Annotated in this window: 18 protein-coding genes and 1 riboswitch; of the genes, 6 read left to right on the top strand and 12 right to left on the bottom strand. The window is 61.1% G+C overall.

Annotation, left to right across the window (positions count from 1 at the left end; translation table 11 throughout):
• Positions 1-9 precede the first annotated feature (9 nt).
• From KDX39_RS04300 to KDX39_RS04265, 8 genes are all read right to left on the bottom strand, one after another.
• A complete protein-coding gene (locus tag KDX39_RS04300) occupies positions 10-1674 on the bottom strand; it encodes a BatD family protein (RefSeq protein WP_231659506.1) in 1665 nt (554 codons plus the stop codon).
• Positions 1671-3389, bottom strand: coding sequence for a VWA domain-containing protein (locus KDX39_RS04295; RefSeq protein ID WP_231659505.1), 1719 nt, complete (start codon positions 3387-3389; stop codon positions 1671-1673). Before KDX39_RS04295 ends, KDX39_RS04300 begins: the two co-directional genes overlap by 4 nt.
• Positions 3386-4444: a vWA domain-containing protein gene (locus tag KDX39_RS04290; RefSeq protein WP_231659504.1), complete on the bottom strand. Its 1059-nt coding sequence runs from the start codon at positions 4442-4444 to the stop codon at positions 3386-3388. The genes KDX39_RS04295 and KDX39_RS04290 overlap by 4 nt, the downstream gene beginning before the upstream one ends.
• Positions 4437-4931 carry a DUF4381 domain-containing protein gene (locus KDX39_RS04285; protein WP_184319317.1) on the bottom strand — a complete coding sequence of 165 codons (495 nt, stop codon included), beginning with the start codon at positions 4929-4931 and terminating at the stop codon, positions 4437-4439. The genes KDX39_RS04290 and KDX39_RS04285 overlap by 8 nt, the downstream gene beginning before the upstream one ends.
• The gene (locus KDX39_RS04280; RefSeq protein WP_184319320.1) at positions 4928-5872 is read right to left on the bottom strand and encodes a DUF58 domain-containing protein; all 945 of its coding nucleotides are present in this window, start codon (positions 5870-5872) and stop codon (positions 4928-4930) included. The genes KDX39_RS04285 and KDX39_RS04280 overlap by 4 nt, the downstream gene beginning before the upstream one ends.
• Before the next feature lie 4 nt (positions 5873-5876).
• On the bottom strand, positions 5877-6836 hold the full coding sequence (locus KDX39_RS04275) for an AAA family ATPase (protein ID WP_004883864.1): 960 nt from the start codon (positions 6834-6836) through the stop codon (positions 5877-5879).
• Between the two features lie 237 nt (positions 6837-7073).
• A complete protein-coding gene (locus KDX39_RS04270; RefSeq protein WP_099228120.1) occupies positions 7074-7823 on the bottom strand; it encodes an amidohydrolase family protein in 750 nt (249 codons plus the stop codon).
• 38 nt (positions 7824-7861) lie between these two features.
• Entirely contained in the window at positions 7862-8221 is a 360-nt protein-coding gene (locus tag KDX39_RS04265; protein WP_184319323.1) for a hypothetical protein, read from the bottom strand.
• 381 nt (positions 8222-8602) lie between these two features.
• On the opposite strand from KDX39_RS04265, the gene KDX39_RS04260 reads away from it, so the two are divergent.
• Positions 8603-13459: an NAD-glutamate dehydrogenase gene (locus KDX39_RS04260; protein ID WP_231659503.1), complete on the top strand. Its 4857-nt coding sequence runs from the start codon at positions 8603-8605 to the stop codon at positions 13457-13459.
• A gap of 108 nt (positions 13460-13567) precedes the next feature.
• Here KDX39_RS04260 and mntP read toward each other — a convergent pair whose 3' ends face one another.
• Positions 13568-14134, bottom strand: coding sequence for a manganese efflux pump MntP (gene mntP / locus KDX39_RS04255; protein ID WP_231659502.1), 567 nt, complete (start codon positions 14132-14134; stop codon positions 13568-13570).
• Between the two features lie 4 nt (positions 14135-14138).
• Positions 14139-14313: riboswitch (yybP-ykoY riboswitch) on the bottom strand.
• A gap of 30 nt (positions 14314-14343) precedes the next feature.
• Positions 14344-14505, bottom strand: coding sequence for a hypothetical protein (locus KDX39_RS04250; RefSeq protein WP_231659501.1), 162 nt, complete (start codon positions 14503-14505; stop codon positions 14344-14346).
• Here KDX39_RS04250 and KDX39_RS04245 point away from each other — a divergent pair.
• Positions 14500-15045, top strand: coding sequence for a DsbA family protein (locus KDX39_RS04245; protein ID WP_231659500.1), 546 nt, complete (start codon positions 14500-14502; stop codon positions 15043-15045). The genes KDX39_RS04250 and KDX39_RS04245 overlap by 6 nt on opposite strands.
• A gap of 73 nt (positions 15046-15118) precedes the next feature.
• Here KDX39_RS04245 and KDX39_RS04240 read toward each other — a convergent pair whose 3' ends face one another.
• On the bottom strand, positions 15119-16015 hold the full coding sequence (locus KDX39_RS04240; RefSeq protein WP_231659499.1) for a DMT family transporter: 897 nt from the start codon (positions 16013-16015) through the stop codon (positions 15119-15121).
• 94 nt (positions 16016-16109) lie between these two features.
• Between KDX39_RS04240 and KDX39_RS04235 the strand changes: the two genes are divergently transcribed.
• On the top strand, positions 16110-17441 hold the full coding sequence (locus KDX39_RS04235; RefSeq protein ID WP_231659498.1) for an aminotransferase-like domain-containing protein: 1332 nt from the start codon (positions 16110-16112) through the stop codon (positions 17439-17441).
• A 198-nt stretch (positions 17442-17639) separates the two neighbouring features.
• Here the strand turns inward: KDX39_RS04235 and acnB are convergent, their stop codons facing one another.
• Positions 17640-20240 carry a bifunctional aconitate hydratase 2/2-methylisocitrate dehydratase gene (gene acnB / locus KDX39_RS04230; RefSeq protein ID WP_231659497.1) on the bottom strand — a complete coding sequence of 867 codons (2601 nt, stop codon included), beginning with the start codon at positions 20238-20240 and terminating at the stop codon, positions 17640-17642.
• Positions 20241-20641: 401 nt separating this feature from the next.
• Between acnB and KDX39_RS04225 the strand changes: the two genes are divergently transcribed.
• The 3 genes from KDX39_RS04225 to KDX39_RS04215 all read left to right on the top strand — a co-directional run bounded on the left by KDX39_RS04225 (position 20642) and on the right by KDX39_RS04215 (position 22450).
• On the top strand, positions 20642-21112 hold the full coding sequence (locus KDX39_RS04225; RefSeq protein WP_231659652.1) for a DUF1289 domain-containing protein: 471 nt from the start codon (positions 20642-20644) through the stop codon (positions 21110-21112).
• 82 nt (positions 21113-21194) lie between these two features.
• A complete protein-coding gene (locus KDX39_RS04220; RefSeq protein ID WP_184319336.1) occupies positions 21195-21806 on the top strand; it encodes a tRNA-(ms[2]io[6]A)-hydroxylase in 612 nt (203 codons plus the stop codon).
• A 158-nt stretch (positions 21807-21964) separates the two neighbouring features.
• Positions 21965-22450 (top strand): MarR family winged helix-turn-helix transcriptional regulator, encoded by a 486-nt coding sequence (locus tag KDX39_RS04215; RefSeq protein ID WP_184319339.1) that lies wholly within the window; start codon positions 21965-21967, stop codon positions 22448-22450.
• Positions 22451-22492: the final 42 nt, after the last annotated feature.

Raw genomic sequence — 22492 nt, 5'->3', positions numbered from 1 at the left:
GCTGCATCCTCACTTCGGATACAGCGGCGGCAACCCGGCATCGCCTGCCGGGTCCTGAATGTATTCGGCGGCGGGCAGGGAGCGAATCGCGCGCCACAGGTCCTCGCCCAGCCAGAGTTTTCCGGTCTCACTGTAGAGCGCGCCGTTCAGGCCATCCAGCGCATCGGACAACGGCACGAAACGGGCGGCCATGTCGGCCAGGGTTTCCGGTTGCTGGCGCGCCCAGGCATCCAGGGCTTGGCGCGTGGCCTGCGGATCGTTGGCCAGACAGGCGCGCTTGAGGTCGTCGAGCACAGTACGCGGGCTGGGGCCTGCCTGCACGGTTTTGGCGATTGCCGGCTGGCCGCGCGCGCGCCACCAGAGCAGGCAGGCCAGCAATGTCGTGAAGGCGAAGAACAGGGTGCTCATCTGCCACGGCCAGACGGGCGGGCCAATGACGGTCAGGCCGCCTGTGTCATTGCTGACCGGTGTGTCAACGCCAAGGCCGGGGTTGCCGCTGATCTGCAAGGTGCGGGCGGGTAGGCTGGTGTGCTCCAGATGATCTTCACGGGTGTTCCACCAGGTCACTTCCACGGCCGGCAGATCAATCGCACCGGCACGTGCCGGCACCAGCGCTTCGCGTTCTTCACGGGTGCCGATCAGGCCGCGCTCGCTGGGCAGATTGCGCAGTTGTGGCTGGTCCGGGTAACGACGCAGGCCGGGCACCTCTGTGGCAGGCAAGGGCGGCAATTGCGCACCGGCCAGACCTTCGGCCTTGAGAATGATGGTGCGAGTCAGTGAGTCGCCGACCTGAGTCCTGCCCGGTTCCGGGCTCCAGCTTTCTTCGAGGCTGACCGTGCGGGCCGGGAGCCACGGTATATGCGCCGGATAGTCCGCAGGTACCGCCCTGACGCTCAGCGGGATCTCGGCGGAGCTGACGCGCATCACCTTGCCCGGCTGCGGGCCGAACGGATTGGCGTCCTGGTTCTGTGCAGTGCTGGCTTGAGGCTGTACCTGCGTCGCGCTGAACACCTGGGACGGAATGATCAACACCCCGCTGTGCTGGGGATAGAGCGCATAACGCATCTCGATGACGCCATGACGCACACTGTTGATCAGTTTTTCATAGGTGCGCGAATCGCCCAGCTTCTCGATACGGGCATCCGGCACTTGAAGCGGACTGAGGCTGCTGTCGTCGAACAGCTGAACCGAATGGTAGATGCGCAGTGTCAGCACGACCTGGGCCTGGACGTAGACGCTGTCCTGATCCAGCGTTGCCTCGATGAACACTGGTGCCAGTTGCCGATCCTGTTCCTGCTCTCTGGGTTCGGTCTGAATCACTTGCAGGGTCAGCGGCTGGCTTTTGAGTTCACCCAGTTGCAGGGAAGGAATCGTCACGCTGCCGGTCTGCCGCGGCAGCAGGGTGACGATCCAGCGCGTGGTCGCCTGATTGTTGGTGCCCAGGGTGGTCAGTCGGTTGACCTGACGCGTGTCGCGCACCTCGAAATCGCTGTCCAGCGCGGCCAGGTCGGGCTTGCCGAACTGCGTGACGTCATCGGTTTCCAGCGTCAGCTCAAAGGTTTCCCCGGCATTCAGACGCGTGCGGTCGACGCTCGCCGTCAATTCGGCCGCGTGTGACGACAGGACAGACAGGCTCAGCAGCAGGCCGGTCAATAAAGGGTACGCGCGACTCATCGGGTCTTTTCCTGATGTTGCTGTTCGTAGCGGAATTTGCGCCGCAGCAGCTCGCCCGGGTCGTCCGGAATCTGTCTCAGCCACTGTTCCAGTTCCTGACGTCGTTCGCCGGTGACGGGGCGATCGGCAGGCTGCAGAGGCGGGCGAGTGGTCTGTTCATCGTCTGTCAACGGGGCGGAAGCCTGCATGCCGGACGTATCCGGGGGCAGGCTTTCGCTGCTGTTTTCCTCACTCGGCCGTGCAGTGTCCTGTTCAGCGGGCGAGTGGCTGCTGGTCTGATCCTGCGTGCCAGTCTGACCTGCTTCATCCTGCTCGGGTTTTTCCGGTTTGTCCTGCTCGGGTTGAGCCGTATTGGCCTGATCCAGAAGATTCTGAACCAGTGCACGATTGCTCACTGCTGCCGGGAAATCCGGTTGGCGCTCCAGCGCCTGTTCATAGGCGTCCAGCGCCGCTTCCAGTTCGCCACTGCGGGCCAGGGCATTGCCACGGTTGTAATGATCGACGGCCGTGTTGCCTTCAGCGAAGCGTTGCGCGGCGGTGGCGTAATCCCCGGCCTCGTAGAAGGCGATACCTTTCCACTGCGGGTCTTCAAAGCGCTGTGCGGCTTCTGCCGGGCGGCGTTGTTCCAGCAGGCGTTGACCCTGCTGATCCGGGCGCAGCCACAAGTCCTGAAACTCGAACGCCTGGCTGGTCTGCGGAAACATGAACAGCAACGGCAGGCAGAACAGCCAGCCGCGACGACCTGCACAGGCGGCGATCAACAGCAGCGGCAGCAGAAACCAGTGACCCTGATCGGCCCAGGTGTCGAGCTGCACGATCTGCCCGTCGCTGCGCAGGCGTTGCGGGCTGGCGAGCAGGCCGAGGCTGCGCAGGTCCTCTTCATCGGCCCGCGCCTGACGGTAGCTGCCGCCGACCTGCTCTGCAAAGTCATTGAGGCTGGTGCTGTCCAGACGCGGCACCATGATCGCGCCCTGATCATCCTTGAGCAGACTGCCGTTTTCCTGGGTCACCGGAGCGCCTTCGGCGGTGCCGATGCCCAGCATCAGCAAGGGCGGCGACTGACCGCGCAGGGCCTGACGAATGCCGTCGCGCTCCTGCTCGCTCAAGGACGAGCCGATCAACAGAATCCTGCCCTGGCCCAGCGCACCCTGTTTGAGCAGATCCAGCGCCTTGACGACCGCAAGATCGGCACGTTGGCCCGGCACCGGCATGATCGATGGCCTGATTGCCTCCAGCAGGTTATGGCTGGTGACCAGATCGTCGGACAGCGGCACCAGCGTGTGGGCGCTGCCGGCGTAGACCACGATGGCAGTCTGCGAGTCGCTGCGCAGTTGCAACAAATCGAGCAGTTTGCGTCGCGCCTGTTCCAGACGTGTCGGGGCAACGTCGGTGGCGAGCATCTGCGGGGTAAGCTCCAGCACCACCACCAGCGGGTCGACCGGTTTCTGGCTGATCTGCTCAACCCGTTGCCAGCTGGGACCAAGCAGCGCGGCCAGCGCCAGCAGCCAGGCCAGCGCCAGCACCACCCAAGGCAATTTGCTGTTGCTGCCGCGACTGCCGTTGAGCAACACCGCATGAAAGGCGGCTGGCAGAATGATCTGCCAGCGGCCGGCGCGTTTCTGCCGATGCCAGAGTTGCCAGATCAATAGCGCCAGCAAGGGCACGATCAGCAGCCACCAGGGACGGAACCAGTGCGGCCACAGGGAGGCGATCATCGCGGCCTCCACAGACGTTCGATGCGCTCACGCCAGCCGAAAGCGCGCAGGCGAACGAGCGCCCGTTGCACGGCGTTGTTGGGCCACAGACTGCGCACCACCAGCAATACGCTCAGCAGCAGCGCCAACGACAAGGGCCACTGATACAGCACTTGCGCGGGGCGCGCCTGAGTGGGTTGCTGGGCGACCGGTTCGAGGGCATCGAGGGTGGCGCGGATCTTTTCCAGTTGCTCGCCATCGCGGGCGCGGAAATATTGACCGCCGCTTAAGCTGGCGATGTCCTTGAGCGTCGGCTCATCCAGGTCCAGGCTCGGGTTCAGCCCCAGCAGTCCCTGGATGCCGCTTTTGTCAGGGTCGGAGCCGATACCGATGGTGTAGATCCGAACGCCTTCGTCTGCCGCCAGTCGTGCCGCCGTGATCGGGTCGATCTGCCCGCCGTTGTTGGCACCATCGGTCACCAGCACCAGAACGCGGCTGTTGGCCGGACGCAAGCGCAGGCGTTTGAGTGCAAGACCGATGGCGTCGCCGATTGCAGTGTTCTTGCCTGCGATGCCGATCCTCGCTTCGTCCAGCCAGATACGCACGGTGCGGCGGTCGAACGTCAGGGGGGCCTGAACGAAAGCCTGGCTGCCGAACAGGATCAGGCCGACCCGGTCTCCCTGACGTCCCTCGAGAAAATCGCCCAGCAAGTGTTGAACCAGTACCAGTCGGCTGACTTCGTCGCTCTGCCATTGCATGTCCGGGTAATCCATGGAACCGGACACGTCCACGGCCACCAGCAGATCGCGGCCGCTGGCGGCCACGGGAAGCGGCTCGCCCAGCCATTGCGGGCGGGCGGCGGCGATCAACAGGAACAGCCAGATCAGCAGGAACGGCGAGCGTTGTCGCCATGCGGGCAGGTTGGCCTTGGCGCGGCGACCGCTCAAACCTTCCAGTTCGTTGAGGAAGCTGACCTTGAGCGCGGCCTCGCCACTGTCGGCCATCGGCAACGCGAAGCGCATCAGCCAGGGCAGCGGCAGCAGGGCGAATGCCCAGGGCCAGACGAACTCAAACATGTTTGCGAATCCAGATGTCGACTGCCTGGGTCAGGCCGCTGATGGCCTTGTCATCGAGTTTGCATTCGGGTTTGTAGGCACCTTCAACGAGAATCATCCAGCGCGTCAGACCTGCGGCCGGGCAGCGGTTATCAAGGAATGCCAGCCATTTTCGACCGTTGAGCGTGTGGCTCTGGCTGTGTGGATAGTGGTTGCGGCACAGGCGCTTGAGCAGGCCGTTGATCTGTTGCAGCCAGGCACCGGCGGACGCGCCGTCATACGGTTTGGGCAGGCTGGCCAGTTCCGCCAGCGCCGCGACCCGCACGGGGTCAAGCGGCTGCTCGCTGCGGCTCTTGCTGGCCTTGACCGGCAACAGCGTGCGCAGCCGCCATGCACCCCAGCCCAGCGCTGGAATCAGCAGCAACAGCAGCCACCAGCCCGGCGCAGGTGGCCAGAAGCCGACGGCTTCAGGGGCGATGAGGGGCTGCAACTGATCCAATGGATTCATTTGCGCTTCACCGGACGCTGGGCGTTGAGGTATTCACGCAGTTGCTCGACCAGTTCGAACTGGGTGCTCAATGGCATCAATAGCACGCGCAGTTTCTGGGCAAGCAGTTCCCAGCGCGCCGAGCGCTCTTCGCCCTGAACGCGATAGGCCCGACGCAATTCGGGATCAAGGGTGTCGAGCTCCAGTTGCGCGCCGCGCTCGGCAAATCGCAGCAGCCCCGCCGCAGGCAGCGCGCGATCCAGCGGGTCGGACAGTGGCAGCAGCAACAGGTCGCAGTGGCGCGCCAGCAGCGTCAGTTGCTGCTCCGCCGCATCGGATAACGCGCGCTCGTCACAGAGCACGATGGCCAGGCTGCCGGGACGCAGCACTTCACGGGCACGACGCAGGGCGGTGCCGAAGGCATCACGGTCGGCGGGGATTTCGGTGTGCAGCGACTGATTGACCCGGACCAGCCGGTTGAGCAGTTGTAGAAGGCTCTGTTTGCTGCGCCGGGGTTTGATCTCGTAATGCTCGTTGTCGCCGAACACCAGCCCGCCCACCCGGTCATTGTGTTCCAGTGCGGCCCAGCCGATCAGCGCCGCCGCCTGCGCGGCCAGCACCGATTTGAACATTTGCCCTGAACCGAAGAACAGGCGACGGCTCTGTTCCACCAGAATGAAAATGGGCCGCTCGCGCTCTTCATGGAACAGCTTGGTGTGCGGCTCCTGCGTGCGTGCAGTCACTCGCCAGTCGATGTTGCGCACATCGTCGCCTGCCTGATAGACCCGGACCTGATCGAAATCCACGCCTCGGCCACGCAGCTTGGAGTGGTGCAGACCGATCAGTGGGCTGCGCTGGCTCGGCGTTGAAAACAGCTGCACTTCCCGCACGCGATGGCGCATTTCGATCAGCTCGCTGAGCGTGACGCGAATGCCCGGTTGGGGGATCAGGTAGGGTTGCATGGGATCAGGCGACGGCCACGACGTCGAGGATCCGCTGAATCACGCGGTCCTGATCGATGCCCGCAGCTTCGGCCTCGAACGACAGAATGATGCGATGGCGCAGCACATCGAACAGCACCGCCTGAATGTCTTCGGGGCTGACGAAGTCGCGCCCCGCCAGCCAGGCATGGGCACGGGCGCAACGGTCCAGCGAGATCGAGCCGCGCGGGCTGGCGCCGTAGGCGATCCATTCGGCCAGTTCCTGATCGAACTTGGCCGGTGTGCGAGTGGCCATGACCAGTTGCACCAGGTATTCCTCAACCGCGTCGGCCATGTACAGACCGAGGATTTCCTTGCGGGCCGCGAAGATCGCCTGCTGGCTGACACGCCGCTCCGGCTTGGTTTCGCCATTCAGCGCTTCGCCGCGGGCCTGTTGCAGGATCTTGCGTTCGACGGCGGCATCCGGGAAGCCGATCTTGACGTGCATCAGAAAGCGGTCGAGCTGTGCTTCAGGCAGGGGATAAGTGCCTTCCTGCTCGATAGGGTTCTGGGTCGCCATGACCAGGAACAGCGGCGAAAGATCATAGGTGCTGCGCCCGACACTGACTTGGCGCTCGGCCATGGCTTCAAGCAGCGCTGACTGGACTTTGGCCGGGGCACGGTTGATTTCGTCCGCCAGCACCAGATTGTGGAAGATCGGACCCTGCTGAAACACGAAGCTGCCGGTTTCCGGACGATAGATCTCAGTGCCGGTGATGTCGGCAGGCAACAGGTCGGGGGTGAATTGAATGCGATGAAACTGTGCTTCGATGCCTTCTGCCAGTTCCTTGATGGCCTTGGTCTTGGCAAGGCCCGGTGCGCCTTCGACGAGCATGTGGCCGTCGGCAAGCAGGGCGATAAGCAGGCGTTCAATCAGCTTTTCCTGGCCGAGGATTTGCGTTGAAAGAAATGTTCGCAGCGCAATCAGCGCCTCACGATGTTCCATCGGTGACTGTTCCTGGCAGGGTAATCAGCCGCGTCGGGCGACAGCAGGCTGGGGGCGATACTTTAATTCATTCGGGCAGGTATCGACTAACGACTCTAGGGTTTTTTATAGAGTTTAGAGATAGTTCATACGTTTATATGGGAATTGTCCTACGTGTTCTGTCTGTTCTTTGTAGGAAGTTGGAGGCAAGGGCCACTTTCAACAGTCAGCGGCCCCATGCCTGGAAAATCGCATCACTCAGGACATCCGATAAAACGCCGCAGCGTTGCTCCACAACACCTTGTGCGCAGCCGCTTCGCCCAGCGTCTCGACCACCAGATCGATATCACCCGGCTCGAATGGCCGGGGTGCGCGGGTGGAGGGCAGGTCGGTGCCGAACATCAGGGCGTCGGGGTTGGCTGCGTGGATGTCCTTCAAAACCGCTGGCACAGCAAAGTCGACACGCCCGAAACCGCAGGCCTTGATCCGCACGCCATGCTCGGCCAGACGCAGCAACACAGGCAGGCCGTCGGCGCTCAGCCCCAGATGATCAATGCTGACAGCAGGCAGTCTGAGCAGGCGGGTTTCGATGTCGGCCAGTTCGCGGGAGTCGATATACAGCTCCGAATGCCAGCCAACTAACCCATGAACCCGCAGCGCCAGAGCCTCCAACTGATCGAGCTGTTCGGAACCGCCCCTTTTCAGATTGAAACGCAGAGCGCGTACGCCAGACGCATTGAGCGTTTCCAGTTCTGCATCCGTGACACTGGACGGTAATTGAGTCACGCCTGCGAAATTCGGTCCCAGCCGTTTCAGTGCGGCGAGCAGGTAACTCTGATCAAAGCCCTGAAACGATCCCGAAACCACGGCACCGCCCCTGACGCCCAGGGGCTCGACCTGCGCCAGATAGTCACTCACCTGGAACGGCTCCGGTAGGAAACCGTTGTTGGCCTGAAGCGGATAACCGGGATCGATGATGTGGCAATGGGCGTCGAAAATGTCAGGCATGACGGGCTCCTTGTGGTCCGGGACAACGATGGGTGTGCTCAGGCGAGTTCGCTCACATAGCTGCCCACGTCTTTCAGAATGATCTGCAGGGTTTCCTCGACTTCCTGCAGTTCGCCTGCCGAGGTGCTGTGCAGGATTTCGTAACGGTCATGGCCGTCCAGTTGCTTGCCGTCCGCCGGATCGATTTCCAGCAGCAGGCGTTCGGCACTGAAGGTGACTTTCAGCGTCGAGACCGTATGGGTCCTGTCGTCGCGAACGGTGATTTCCACTTCATTCTCATCGGGAAAACGACTCAGCGAGAACAGCTCGCCGTTCTCGCTGTGACAGCAGAGCAGGGCCATGTTGTCGTATTCGTCGTCGCATGGATTGACGATAAGGCTGGCGGTCTTGATGAGCATGGTCGGGTTCCGGTTTTTTGAAGGTGGGCAGGCAGGACGGATTTTGCCAGTCCCCGAGACATTTTGTCGGCCATTAATTGGCACCATCGTGCGGGTTGCCTGCTAGGCGATGACCGAATATGTCGCAGCCTCGTAAGTAGTGTCCGGTCCGCTGTCGTTAAGCTGCACCAAAGGCGTGCGCGCACGCGGCTCTCGCACTTCAGGCTTCTTTTTTCATGACATGCACGGCGTCATTCAAATGTGACTACCCTGACACGACAGTCGTTAGTACTTTAGCTTTACACTCGATCAGGTGGTGTCCATGCAACGGGACGCCGGTACACCATGATCACAACACCTTCTTCAAGCCTCCCCAATAAAAGCCAAAGCGGAGTACCACAGATGGCGTTCTTCACCGCAGCCAGCAAGTCCGACTTCCAGCATCAACTGCAATCGGCACTGGCTCAGCACATCAGCGAGCAGGCACTGCCACAAGTGGCGCTGTTCGCTGAACAGTTTTTCGGCATCATTTCACTGGATGAACTCACTCAACGTCGGCTGTCCGACCTCGCGGGCTGCACACTGTCCGCCTGGCGTCTGCTGGAGCGTTTCGAACACGCCCATCCTCAGGTCCGCGTCTACAACCCCGATTACGAGCGTCACGGATGGCAATCGACCCACAGCGCCGTCGAAGTGCTGCATCACGATCTGCCCTTTCTGGTTGATTCCGTCCGCACCGAGCTGAACCGTCGCGGTTACAGCATCCACACCCTGCAAACCACGGTCCTGAGCGTGCGTCGCGGCCCGAATGGCCAACTGCTCGAACTGCTGCCCAAAGGCACGACAGGCGACGACGTGTTGCAGGAATCGCTGATGTATCTGGAGATCGACCGCTGCGCCAACGCCAGCGAGTTGAACGTGCTGGCCCGCGAGCTGGAGCAGGTGCTCGGCGAAGTCCGCGCCGCTGTCGAAGATTTCGAGCCGATGAAGGCGCGCCTGCGTGATTTGCTCGTCAGCATCGACGCCAATGAATCCAATACTGATGTCGAAGAAAAGGCCGAAATCAAGGTCTTCCTGGAATGGCTGGTGGACAACCATTTCACCTTTCTGGGCTATGAAGAATTCCAGGTCAGCAGCGACGCCGACGGCGGCCAGCTGATCTACGACGAATCCTCGTTCCTGGGCCTGACCAAGCTGCTGCGTCCGGGCCTGAGCCGCGAAGAACTGCACATCGAAGACTACGCAGTGAAATACCTGCAGGAGCCGATGCTGCTGTCGTTCGCCAAGGCTGCCGTGCCAAGCCGCGTGCATCGCCCGGCCTATCCTGACTTCGTCTCGATCCGTCAGATCGACGCGTCGGGCAAGGTCATCAAGGAATGCCGTTTCATGGGGCTCTACACCTCATCGGTGTATGGCGAGAGCGTGCGGCAGATCCCGTACATCCGTCGCAAGGTCGCAGAAGTCGAGCGCCGTTCCGGTTTTGATGCCAAGGCGCACCTGGGCAAGGAACTGGCGCAGGTCGTCGAAGTGCTGCCCCGCGATGATCTGTTCCAGACGCCGGTGGACGAGTTGTTCTCCACCGTCATGTCCATCGTGCAGATCCAGGAGCGCAACAAGATTCGCGTGTTCCTGCGCAAGGACCCTTACGGCCGTTTCTGCTACTGCCTGGCCTACGTGCCGCGTGACGTTTACTCCACCGAAGTGCGGCAAAAGATCCAGCACGTGCTGATGGATCGTCTGAAAGCCAGCGATTGCGAATTCTGGACGTTCTTCTCCGAGTCCGTGCTGGCCCGCGTGCAGTTGATTCTGCGTGTGGACCCGAAGGTCAATCTGGAAATCGACGTCGCCCAGCTGGAAAACGAAGTCATTCAGGCCTGCCGTTCCTGGAAGGACGACTACGCGAGTCTGGTGGTCGAAAGCTTCGGCGAGGCCCATGGCACCAATGTGCTGGCCGATTTCCCGAAAGGTTTTCCGGCAGGTTACCGCGAGCGTTTCGCAGCGCATTCGGCCGTGGTCGATATGCAGCACGTGCTGAGCCTGAGTGAAACCAATCCGTTGGTGATGAGCTTCTACCAGCCACTGGCCGGTGGCCGTCAGCAACTGCACTGCAAGCTGTACCACGCCGACACGCCACTGGCGCTGTCCGACGTGCTGCCGATTCTGGAGAACCTCGGCCTGCGTGTACTGGGTGAGTTCCCGTATCGCCTGCACCACGCCAACGGTCGCGAGTTCTGGATTCACGATTTCGCCTTTACCTACGGCGAAGGTCTGAACCTCGATATTCAGCAGCTCAATGACACGCTGCAGGACGCGTTCGTGCACATCGTCAGCGGCGATGCCGAGAACGATGCGTTCAACCGTCTGGTGCTGACGGCCGGCCTGCCGTGGCGCGACGTAGCTCTGCTGCGTGCCTATGCCCGTTATCTGAAGCAGATTCGTCTGGGCTTCGACTTGGGCTATATCGCCAGCACGCTGAACAATCACACCGACATTGCCCGTGAGCTGACGCGTCTGTTCAAGACCCGTTTCTACCTGGCGCGCAAACTGGGTTCGGACGATCTGGACGACAAGCAACTGCGTCTGGAACAGGCCATCCTGACCGCGCTGGACAACGTTCAGGTGCTCAATGAAGACCGCATCCTGCGTCGTTACCTTGACCTGATCAAGGCGACCCTGCGGACCAACTTCTACCAGACCGATGCCAACGGCCAGAACAAGAGCTACTTCAGCTTCAAGTTCAACCCGCGTCTGATCCCCGAACTGCCGAAGCCGGTGCCCAAGTTCGAGATTTTCGTCTACTCGCCGCGCGTCGAGGGCGTACATCTGCGTTTCGGCAACGTGGCTCGCGGCGGCCTGCGCTGGTCGGATCGTGAAGAAGACTTCCGCACCGAAGTGCTGGGCCTGGTCAAAGCCCAGCAGGTGAAAAACTCGGTCATCGTGCCGGTCGGCGCAAAGGGCGGTTTCGTGCCGCGCCGTCTGCCGACCACCGGCAATCGCGACGAAGTGCAGGCAGAGGCAATCGCCTGCTACCGCATCTTTATCTCGGGTCTGCTGGACATCACCGACAACCTCAAGGAAGGCGTGCTGGTGCCGCCGGTCAACGTGGTTCGCCACGATGACGACGATCCGTACCTGGTCGTTGCTGCCGACAAAGGCACCGCGACCTTCTCCGACATTGCCAACGGCATCGCCATCGATTACGGCTTCTGGCTGGGCGACGCCTTTGCGTCCGGCGGTTCGGCCGGCTACGACCACAAGAAGATGGGCATCACTGCCAAGGGCGCATGGGTTGGCGTGCAGCGTCACTTCCGTGAACGCGACATCAACGTTCAGCAGGACAGCATCAGCGTGATCGGCATTGGCGACATGGCCGGTGATGTGTTCGGTAACGGCCTGTTGATGTCCGACAAGCTGCAGCTGGTCGCAGCCTTCAACCACCTGCACATCTTCATCGACCCGAACCCGGACCCGGCCACCAGCTTCGTCGAGCGTAAGCGCCTGTTCGACCTGCCGCGCTCGTCCTGGACCGACTACGACACCAGCATCATGTCCGCTGGCGGCGGAATCTTCCCGCGTAGCGCCAAGAGCATCGCCATCACCGAACAGATGAAGGCGCGCTTTGACATCAAGGCCGACAAACTGACCCCGACCGAGCTGCTGCACGCGTTGCTCAAGGCGCCAGTTGACCTGTTGTGGAATGGCGGCATCGGCACCTACGTGAAGTCCAGCGAAGAGTCCCATGCGGATGTCGGCGACAAGGCCAACGACGCGCTGCGTGTCGACGGCAGCGAGCTGCGCTGCAAGGTGGTGGGCGAGGGCGGCAACCTGGGCATGACCCAACTGGGCCGTGTCGAGTTCGGCCTCAATGGCGGCGCGACCAACACCGACTTCATCGACAACGCCGGTGGTGTGGACTGCTCCGACCACGAAGTGAACATCAAAATCCTGCTCAATGAAGTGGTGCAGGCTGGCGACATGACCGAGAAGCAGCGCAACCAGTTGCTCGAAAGCATGACCGACGAAGTCGGCCATCTGGTGCTGGGCAACAACTACAAGCAGACGCAGGCACTGTCACTGGCCGCTCGTCGCGCCTACGACCGTATCGCTGAATACAAGCGTCTGATGAACGACCTGGAGGCCCGTGGCAAGCTGGACCGTGCCATCGAGTTCCTGCCGGCCGAAGACCAGATCGTTGAGCGTGTATCGGCCGGTCATGGCCTGAGCCGTGCCGAACTGTCTGTGCTGATCTCCTACAGCAAGATCGACCTCAAGGAAGCGTTGCTGGAATCCCGTGTTCCCGATGACGACTACCTGGCACGCGACATGGAAACCGCGTTCCCGCCCTCGCTGAGCGCCAAGTTCTCTGTGGCCATGCGCGGTCACCGTCTGAAGCGTGAAATCGTCAGCACCCAGATCGCCAACGATCTGGTCAACCACATGGGGATCACGTTCGTGCAGCGACTCAAAGAGTCGACCGGCATGAGTGCTGCCAATGTGGCCGGTGCCTACGTGATCGTGCGTGACATCTTCCACCTCCCGCACTGGTTCCGTCAGATCGAAGCGCTGGACTACAAGGTGTCTGCAGAAATCCAGCTGTCGCTGATGGATGAGCTGATGCGTCTGGGCCGTCGCGCCACGCGCTGGTTCCTGCGCAGCCGTCGCAACGAGCTGGACGCGGGTCGTGACGTGGCGCACTTCGGTCCGCACATCGCGGCACTGGGTCTCAAGCTCGACGAGTTGCTGGAAGGCCCGACCCGTGAAGTGTGGCAGGCGCGTTATCAGGCTTATGTCGAAGCCGGTGTGCCCGAATTGCTGGCGCGCATGGTGGCGGGCACCACCCACCTGTACACGCTGCTGCCGATCATCGAAGCCTCCGACGTCACCGGGCAGAATGCTGCCGACGTGGCCAAGGTGTACTTCGCCGTAGGCAGTGCGCTGGACGTGACCTGGTACCTGCAGCAGATCAGCAGCCTGCCGGTGGAAAACAACTGGCAGGCTCTGGCCCGCGAAGCGTTCCGTGACGACATCGACTGGCAGCAGCGGGCGATCACCGTATCGGTTCTGCAAATGCCGGACGGTCCGTCCGACGTGGAAGAGCGCCTGGCGCTGTGGCTGGAACAGCACGCCCTCATGGTCGAGCGCTGGCGCGCCATGCTGGTCGAATTGCGTGCCGCGAGCGGCACCGATTACGCCATGTATGCCGTCGCCAACCGCGAGCTGCTGGACCTGGCCATGAGCGGACAGGCCATCACCGTGTGACGGGTTGATCGGCCGCTGACAAAAAACCGCCTCGAATGAGGCGGTTTTTTTTGGGGGTCTGAAAAAACGTTTTGAAACCGGGTGCCGTCTACCGCCCGGTTCATTCGGTCATGCGGCAGACAAGTGTTCGTAGAGGATAGTCGCGCCGACCAGCATCAATACCACGCCACCGACAATTTCGGCGCGCTTGCCGACGACGGTTCCCAGCGCACGGCCCAGCATCACACCAATGGTCACCATCACGGTCGTGGCCAGACCAATCGCGGCCGCCGCGACCAGGATATTGACGTCGACGAACGCCAGACCTACGCCCACGGCCAGGGCATCGATGCTGGTCGCAAAGGCCGTGACAGCGAGGATGAGAAACGAATGCTGGCCGGGTTTTTCCTGCTCTTCGTCGTCCTGTTTCAGGCCGTTGTAAATCATGTGCAGGCCCAGCACCAGCAGCAGGACAAAGGCGATCCAGTGATCCCAGCTCTCCACGAAGCGGGTTGCAACCTGCCCGATGCTCCAGCCAATGACGGGTGTAATGGCTTCGATCACACCGAAGATCAGCCCTGTTCGAACGGCTTCGATAAAGCGAGGTTTGTCAAGACTGGCACCTTTGCCCAACGCTGCCGCAAAAGCGTCCGTTGACATCGCAAGGGCGAGAAAAATGAGGGAAATGGGATTCACGGTCAACATCCAGTCGGGCTATGAGTCAACGACGCAGCCACACGCCCGACCTTAGGCATGGATGCATCGTTGGTCTCGCCAACCAGAAGGTGTTTGCGCCACGGCATGTTGCCGAGAATGTTGACGCAAACGCTCCGTGACCAAAGGCCCGGAGCAGGCTACTCCCCAACAAGGGCGGTCACTATAGCCACGTGAATGTGAAAAAGATATTAATCGCCCGCCAGTTGTTTTCGCCCCTGCGCAAGCTTCATGGAACTGGCAGAATCCTGGACGTTCAGTTGCGGTAGGGATCCGCTGTCGTGATCCGGACCGGCTACAGGCCGCAGGCGCGGCAGCCCTTCAGCCACCAGCAGAGAGACGTTCACATGCATGCAGACGCACTTTCATGGGGCCATGGCCCCCGTACGCTTGAGGTGTTCCTTGAGCCCACTTGCCCGTTTTCCGTCAAGGCCTTCGGCAAGATCGACGCGCTTCTAGAGCAGGCCGGTGAAGACCGCCTGACGGTCAAGGTTCGCCTCCAGTCGCAGCCCTGGCACATGTTTTCAGGCGTCGTGGTGCGGTGCATCCTTGCGGCGTCAACCCTTGAAGGTGGCAAGGACACCGCCAAGACCGTGATGGCAGCCGTTGCGGCGCACCGTGAAGCGTTCGAATTCGAGCACCACGCAGGCGGTCCGAACCTTGATGCGACGCCCAACGACATCATCGCGCGACTGGAAGGTTACAGCGGTGTTCGGCTGGCCGAAGCCTTCGCACAACCGGCGCTTGAGCACACCATCAAATGGCACTGCAAGTACGCCCGGCAGAACGGCATTCATGTGTCTCCGACCTTTATGGTCGACGGCCTGGTGCAGCCTGCAATGAGCAGCGGTGACACCATCGAGCAGTGGCTGTCGCAGCTTCAGTTGAGTTGAGATCGCCTTCGGCCGGGCGTGGCGGATTCAAAGTTTATCGCCACCCCCAGGCACGCCTTGTGAGAAGCGGTCGTTATCTGGAGAACCTTCTGGCACCTGCAACACAACCGATCACTGCAACCGTGACACCCAGCATCCCGAGGCTGACAGGCTCACCGAGCAGCGTGGCCGCCAGTGCCAGACCGAAGAAGGGTTGTAACAACTGGAGTTGGCCGACCGCTGCAATGCCGCCCTGCGCCAGCCCGCGATACCAGAACACGAAGCCGATCAGCATGCTGAACACGGAGACGTAACACAGGCTGGCCCACGCCGAGACTGACACCCCGGAAAGCGAGGAGGGTGCGGTGACAATGGCCAGTGGCAGCATGATGGGCAGGGCAAGGACCAAAGCCCAGCAGATGACCTGCCAGCCGCCCAGGGTCCTCGACAGCCTTGCACCCTCTGCATAGCCCAGGCCGCAGACGAGAATGGCCAGCAGCATCAGGGCGTCTCCCATGACTGAAGCACTGATTCCCTGAGCCAACGCAAAGCCCATCACCAGTGCGCTGCCCAGTAGCGAGAACGCCCAGAAAGCCCCACTTGGCCGTTCGCCGCCGCGTAGCACGGCGAAGACGGCAGTGGCCAGCGGCAGCAGGCCGACGAAGACGATGGAGTGCGCCGAGGTGACGTGTTCCAGCGCCAGCGCGGTCAGCAGTGGAAAGCCCAGCACCACACCCAGTGCAACGATACTCAGGGAAAGAATCTGGTTGTTTGCCGGGCGTCTTTCCCTGAGCGCCACAAGCGTGCCGATGGCCAGGGTCGCAGCAATGGTTGCACGGGCGAAGGTGAGGAACAGTGGATCGAACGCCATCACGGCCAGTCGTGTCGCAGGCAGCGAGCCGCTGAAGATCAGTACGCCGATCAGGCCGTTCAGCCATCCGCTGCGGGATGTGTGAGCGGTCGTGCGGGATGGAATCGCTGTCTGTTCCATGAGGGGTTTCTCAAGGCTGTTCAATCGGGGTGGATGGGCGCATCGTAGGGTTGCGACTCAATACAATCAAAAAATCGTCATGGATACATTGGCTATGCCTCGCTCACGTTACAAATCGGTGGTGGACCAGATGGCGGCAGACATTCGCTCGGCACGTCTGTTGCCGGGCGCACGGCTGCCTACGCATCGTCAGTTGGCGGCCGATCATGGCCTGGCGTTGGTGACGGCCACGCGTGTCTATGCCGAGCTTGAAGCCATGGGTCTGGTCAGTGGTGAGACCGGGCGTGGCACGTTCGTTCGCGAGACGGCGTTCGCGCCAGGCCTCGGGATCGACCAGAAAACCGTGGCTGTCGACATGATCGACCTCAATTTCAATTACCCGTCGCTGCCCGGTCAGGCCGAGTTGTTACGCACGGCGTTACGGCAGTTGGCCTTGTCGGGCGACCTTGAATCATTGCTGCGCTATCAACCCCACGCTGGGCGACCGCACGAGCGCGCCGCTGTGGCGCGTCATCTACAAGTGCGAGGGCTGACGGTTCAGCCTGAGCAGGTGTTGCTCACCAATGGGGCTCAGCAAGGGTTAGCCATTGCGCTGATGGCCTTGCTCAAGCCCGGGGATGTAATCGCCGCCGATGCCCTCACGTATTCGGGTTTCAAGGTCCTGGCACAGGCGCTGTACCTTGAAGTGGTGCCTGTACCCGCGCTTGGCGAGGGTCCCGATCCAGAGGCGTTCGAGCGCTTGTGCCGCAGTCGCCCCGTAAAGGCGCTCTACACTATGCCGACGCTGCACAATCCACTCGGCTGGGTGATGAGCCAGGCGCGGCGTGAGCAGTGGGTGGCGCTCGCGCGCCGACACGATGTGCTGATCATTGAAGACGCCGCGTACGCATTTTTGGCGGACGCTCCCCCCGCGCCGCTGGCGATGCTCGCACCGGAACGGACGATCTATGTCTCAGGCCTGTCCAAGAGTGTTGCCACGGGGTTGCGCGTAGGGTTTGTTGCTGCGCCCGCCGACAAGGTTCCGGCCATGGAGCGTGTCATGCGGGCAACGACCTGGAACACGCCAGGGGTGCTGACGGCCATTGCGACGGGGTGGATTGAAGATGGCACTGTTCTGAAACTGGAGGCCGAGAAGCGACATGACGCCCAGGCCAGGCAGGCAGTGGCTCGCGAAATGCTTGAAGGCATCAGGTTCGTCAGCCATCCCTCATCGTATTTTCTATGGCTGCCCCTTCCCGAGGACGCCCGTGCCGATCAGATTGCCATGGCCTTGTTGAAGGAGAAGGTTGCAGTATCGACTGCGGAGCCCTTTGCAATCGCCAACAGCGTGCCCCATGCCCTGCGGCTGGCAACGGGATCGGTGAGCATGGGTGAGCTGCGCGATGGTCTGGCGAAGGTCAGACGTGTGATCGGGAATTATCTGTAGTGCAACACCATGCAGTTTACGGGAACAGCAGGTTGTTTGCAGGAGCGAGCTTGCTCGCGAAAGCGCTGACGCAGAAGTCACAGTCTGTACGCTGCCTTCATCGTGTTACCGCCCTGAGCTGACTCATCCACATCCGCTGTTCTCCAGGCATAAAGAACCCCGCACGAGGCGGGGTTCTTTCAACGCAGTGTTTCGTTGTTACGCTTGAACGACCGGGATGTTGGCGTTCGCTGCGGCTTCACGGAACTCGGCGATCTGATCGAAGCTCAGGTAGCGGTACACGTCCGCTGCCATCGTGTCGATCTGCTGGGCGTAGCCCATGTATTCCTCGACGGTCGGCAGGCGACCCAGGATCGATGCGACGGACGCCAGTTCGGCCGAGGCCAGGTAAACGTTCGCGCCGTCACCCAGGCGGTTCGGGAAGTTACGGGTGGACGTCGATACCACTGTCGAGTTCGGCTCGACGCGTGCCTGGTTACCCATGCACAGCGAGCAGCCCGGCATTTCCATGCGTGCGCCAGCCTTGCCGTAGATGCCGTAGTAGCCTTCTTCGGTCAGCTGATGCGCGTCCATCTTGGTCGGAGGCGACAGCCACAGGCGTGTCGGCAACTGGCCCTTGACCTGATCCAGCAACTTGCCCGCAGCGCGGAAGTGGCCGATGTTGGTCATGCAGGAACCGATGAACACTTCGTCGATCTTCTCGCCTTGTACCGAAGACAGCAGGCGGGCATCGTCCGGGTCGTTCGGCGCGCAGAGCACAGGCTCTTTGACGTCGGCCAGGTCGATCTCGATGATTTCGGCGTACTCCGCGTCCTTGTCGGCTTCCAGCAGCTCTGGATTGGCAATCCAGGCTTCCATCGCCTGAGCACGACGCTCCAGAGTGCGCGGATCACCGTAACCCTGCTCGATCATCCAGCGCAGCAGCGTGATGTTGGAGTTCAGGTATTCGATGATCGGCTCTTTGGCCAGCTTGATGGTGCAACCGGCAGCCGAACGTTCGGCCGAAGCGTCGGACAGCTCGAAAGCCTGCTCGATGCTCAGGTTGTCCAGGCCTTCGATTTCCAGGATGCGGCCGGAGAACGCGTTCTTCTTGCCTTTCTTCTCTACGGTCAGCAGGCCAGCCTGGATCGCGTAGTAAGGAATGGCGTGAACCAGGTCGCGAAGGGTGATGCCAGGCTGCAGCTTGCCCTTGAAGCGAACCAGGATCGATTCGGGCATGTCCAGCGGCATGACGCCAGTGGCCGCCGCAAACGCAACCAGACCGGAACCGGCCGGGAACGAAATGCCGATCGGGAAGCGGGTGTGCGAGTCACCACCGGTGCCGACGGTGTCCGGCAGCAGCATGCGGTTCAGCCAGCTGTGGATGATGCCGTCGCCTGGACGCAGGGAAACGCCGCCACGGGTCATGATGAAGTCAGGCAGCGTGTGGTGCGTCTTGACGTCGATCGGCTTTGGATAGGCAGCGGTGTGGCAGAAGGACTGCATGACCAGATCGGTCGAGAAGCCCAGGCATGCCAGGTCTTTCAGCTCGTCGCGGGTCATCGGGCCAGTGGTGTCCTGGGAGCCGACGGTGGTCATTTTCGGCTCGCAGTAGGTGCCCGGACGGATACCTTCCACGCCGCACGCCTTGCCGACCATCTTCTGCGCCAGGGTGAACCCCTTGGTGCTTTCGGCTGGCTGGTCAGGCGTCTTGAACAGGTCGAAGGCTGGCAGGCCCAGCTCGGCGCGTGCCTTGCTGGTCAGGCCACGGCCGATGATCAGCGGGATACGGCCACCGGCGCGGACTTCGTCCAACAGCACCGGAGTCTTCATTTCGAAGGTGGTGATGACTTCGTCGCTGTCGTGCTTGCAGACTTTGCCAGCGTACGGGTAAACGTCGATCACATCGCCCATGTTGATGTTCGAAACATCGAACTCGATCGGCAGAGCGCCCGCGTCTTCCATGGTGTTGTAGAAGATCGGAGCGATCTTGCTGCCGAAGCAGAAGCCGCCGGCACGCTTGTTCGGCACGTAAGGAACGTCGTCGCCGAAGAACCACAGTACCGAGTTGGTCGCCGATTTACGCGAGGAACCTGTACCGACCACGTCACCGACGTAGGCGATAGGGAAACCCTGGCCGCGCATTTCTTCGATCTGCTTCATCGGGCCGATGGAGCCCTGTACGTCAGGAACGATACCTTCACGTGCCATTTTCAGCATGGCCAGGGCGTGCAGCGGGATGTCTGGACGCGACCAGGCATCAGGTGCCGGGGACAGGTCGTCGGTGTTGGTTTCGCCGGTCACCTTGAAGACGCGCAGGCTGATCTTGTCGGCCAGCATCGGGCGCTTCTTGAACCACTCGCCGTCGGCCCAGGATTGCAGAACTTCCTTGGCGTGAGCGTTGCCGCTCTTGGCTTTTTCGGCCACGTCGTGGAAAGCGTCGAACATCAGCAGCGTGTGCTTGAGCTGTTCGGCAGCGACCGGCGCCAGCGTGGCATCGTCGAGCAGTTCAACCAGCGTGACGATGTTGTAGCCACCCTGCATGGTGCCCAACAGTTCGGTTGCACGTTTTTTGTCGATCAGGGGAGAAGTGGCTTCGCCCTTGGCCAGGGCGGACAGGAAACCGGCCTTGACGTAGGCAGCCTCGTCAACGCCTGGTGGAACGCGATTGGTGATCAGATCGACAAGGAAAGCTTCTTCGCCAGCCGGGGGAGTTTTCAGCAGCTCAATAAGGCCTGCGGTTTGTTCGGCGTTAAGCGGCTGGGGCACGATACCCTGGGCGGCACGCTCTTCGATGTGTTTACGGTAGGCTTCAAGCACAGTATTACCCTCATCAGTGGTCCCAAATGGGTGTCCGGGACGCTCATCCAGAAATTGTCCGTACCCACGCAAGACTTTGGAGCCTTGTTGGCAGGGTGCCGGCAATTCCTAACAGAAGCTGTTTTCAAAGTTTTACGCCTGCAGGACGGGGAGGAGAGGCGGTCGACACGGCCATCCGTGATGAGGGGATGGCCTGTCGACGCCGCACTGCGGGATTAACTTGACTGTGCTCGTGACGCTTTGAAAACAGCTTCCAACGGACATTGGCGCCTTAAAAGGCTCGCTGATTCTACGGCAAATCTGAACTAAAGGTAAGTTAGCCCCTACATGTTCGGGGGTGAAAGTGCTTAGACAAAGGACTAACATGAGCGCCTGTTTTGCCTTCCCAAGCCCCGCCAGCCATGCCTGATCACATCATCAAAACACCCTGCGTCGGCCTTTGCTCCACTGTTTACGGGGATTTGGTGTGCCGTGGCTGCAAACGCTTCCATCACGAAGTCATCCACTGGAACGGTTACAACGAAGACGAAAAAAGAGCCGTGTGGTTGCGTCTGGAACAATTGCTCGTTCAGGTCATGACCGCCAAGCTCGAAATCTTCGATGCCGACAAGCTGCGGTTGCAGCTTACCCAGCGCAAGATTCGCTTCGTGCCGCATCAGTCCGAATATTGCTGGGCCTATCAATTGATCGCGCGCGGTGCTCGTGTCATCAGTCAGGTCGAAGCGTACGGGTTTGTGTTGTTACCCGAATTTCGCAACTGGTCGCTGCCTGAGTTACGTGATGCGATCGACCGCGAGTTCTTTCTGCTCTCCGAGGCGCATTACCAGCGTTATATAGCGCCGGGCTTTCTCAAGGATGCCTTTGGCGCCTGATCCGTCTCCGCGCTTTTGTCTCGCGGGACGCCGACAGCCCTCGTATAATGCCGCGCTTTGCCTCTGCGCCATCTGTGAGCCTATGTACCCGATCCCTGAAATCGAAGCCTTTCTGCTTTGCCGAACGCCCGACAGTTGGGTGCAAGCCGCGTTGCGCAACCTCGACATCCTGTTGATCGATCATGCGAACAATGAGAAGAAGGCGGCAGGGGCGGCGTTCCAGTTCATGTTTCAGTACAACGACAAGTTCGACCTGCTGGCCAAGATGTCGCGCCTGGCCCGTGAAGAGCTGCGTCATTTCGAACAAGTGATCAGCATCATTCGCAAGCGTCAGATTCCGATGGCCAACATCAGCTCGGCGCGTTATGCCGGGGCGTTGCGCAAGCTGGTGCGCAATCACAATCCCTACCGCCTGACCGATGCGCTGGTGGTGGGTGCCATCGTCGAAGCCCGTTCCTGCGAGCGTTTCGCCGCGCTGGTGCCGCATCTGGACGACGACCTGGCCAAGTTCTACGGCAGTCTGCTCAAGTCCGAAGCGCGGCATTTCCAGGATTACCTGAAGCTGGCTTACACCTATGGCGACAAGGCCGACGTGGACGCCAAGATCGAAGAGATTCGTCTGGCCGAGCGTGAACTGATCGAGAGCCCTGACGAAGAATTCCGCTTTCACAGTGGTGTGCCTGTCGCCGCCTGATCCGGCGCGCGGCCCTCGGCAGCGACAAAAAACGACCGCCTTACCAGCGGTCGTTTTTTTATGCCCTTTTCATAAGCAAGCTAACAAATACTTTGACAATAGCTGTCTAGGCAGTAATATTTTGCAATCACTGCCTAGGCAGCTTTCTGGGTGATTCCTTGAAACATTTCAGTCCTGAAAATTTTGATTCCAGCCTGATCGGGCTGCTGGTCGGCCGTACCAACGCGCTGAAAGACCGCATGCTGGACAAGTACCTGCTGCCGTATGACGTCACGTTCGCGCAGTTCAAGGTGCTGATCATCATTGCCCAGTTCTCGACGGATACGCCGGTGGAGTTGTGTCGGCACCTGTCGCTGGACAGCGGTTCGATGACTCGCATGCTGGACCGTCTGGAACAGAAGGGGCTGATCGTCCGCACCCGTTCTGAAACCGATCGTCGTCAGGTGCGTGTCGCCCTGACGTCCCAGGGACAGGCGCTGTCCGACCTGCTGCCGCAGATTGGTGCTGATGCCATGAATGACACTTTCGCTGCCCTCGACACTGAGGAAGTGGAAGCGCTGCGCCGGATTCTGACCAAGGTGCTGGTCGCGGCCGACGACCACATCACCCTGACTCGCCTGAGTTTCAACGCCCAAGGCAAATAACTACGAATAGCCCGAAGTTGAGGGCGGCCAGTCTGGCCGGAT

The sequence above is a fragment of the Pseudomonas sp. CDFA 610 genome (assembly GCF_021147865.1).
In the GTDB taxonomy this organism is placed as follows: domain Bacteria; phylum Pseudomonadota; class Gammaproteobacteria; order Pseudomonadales; family Pseudomonadaceae; genus Aquipseudomonas; species Aquipseudomonas alliivorans.
Note: the sequence above shows the minus strand (reverse complement) of the source record. Positions and strands in the feature narration are given on the sequence as shown.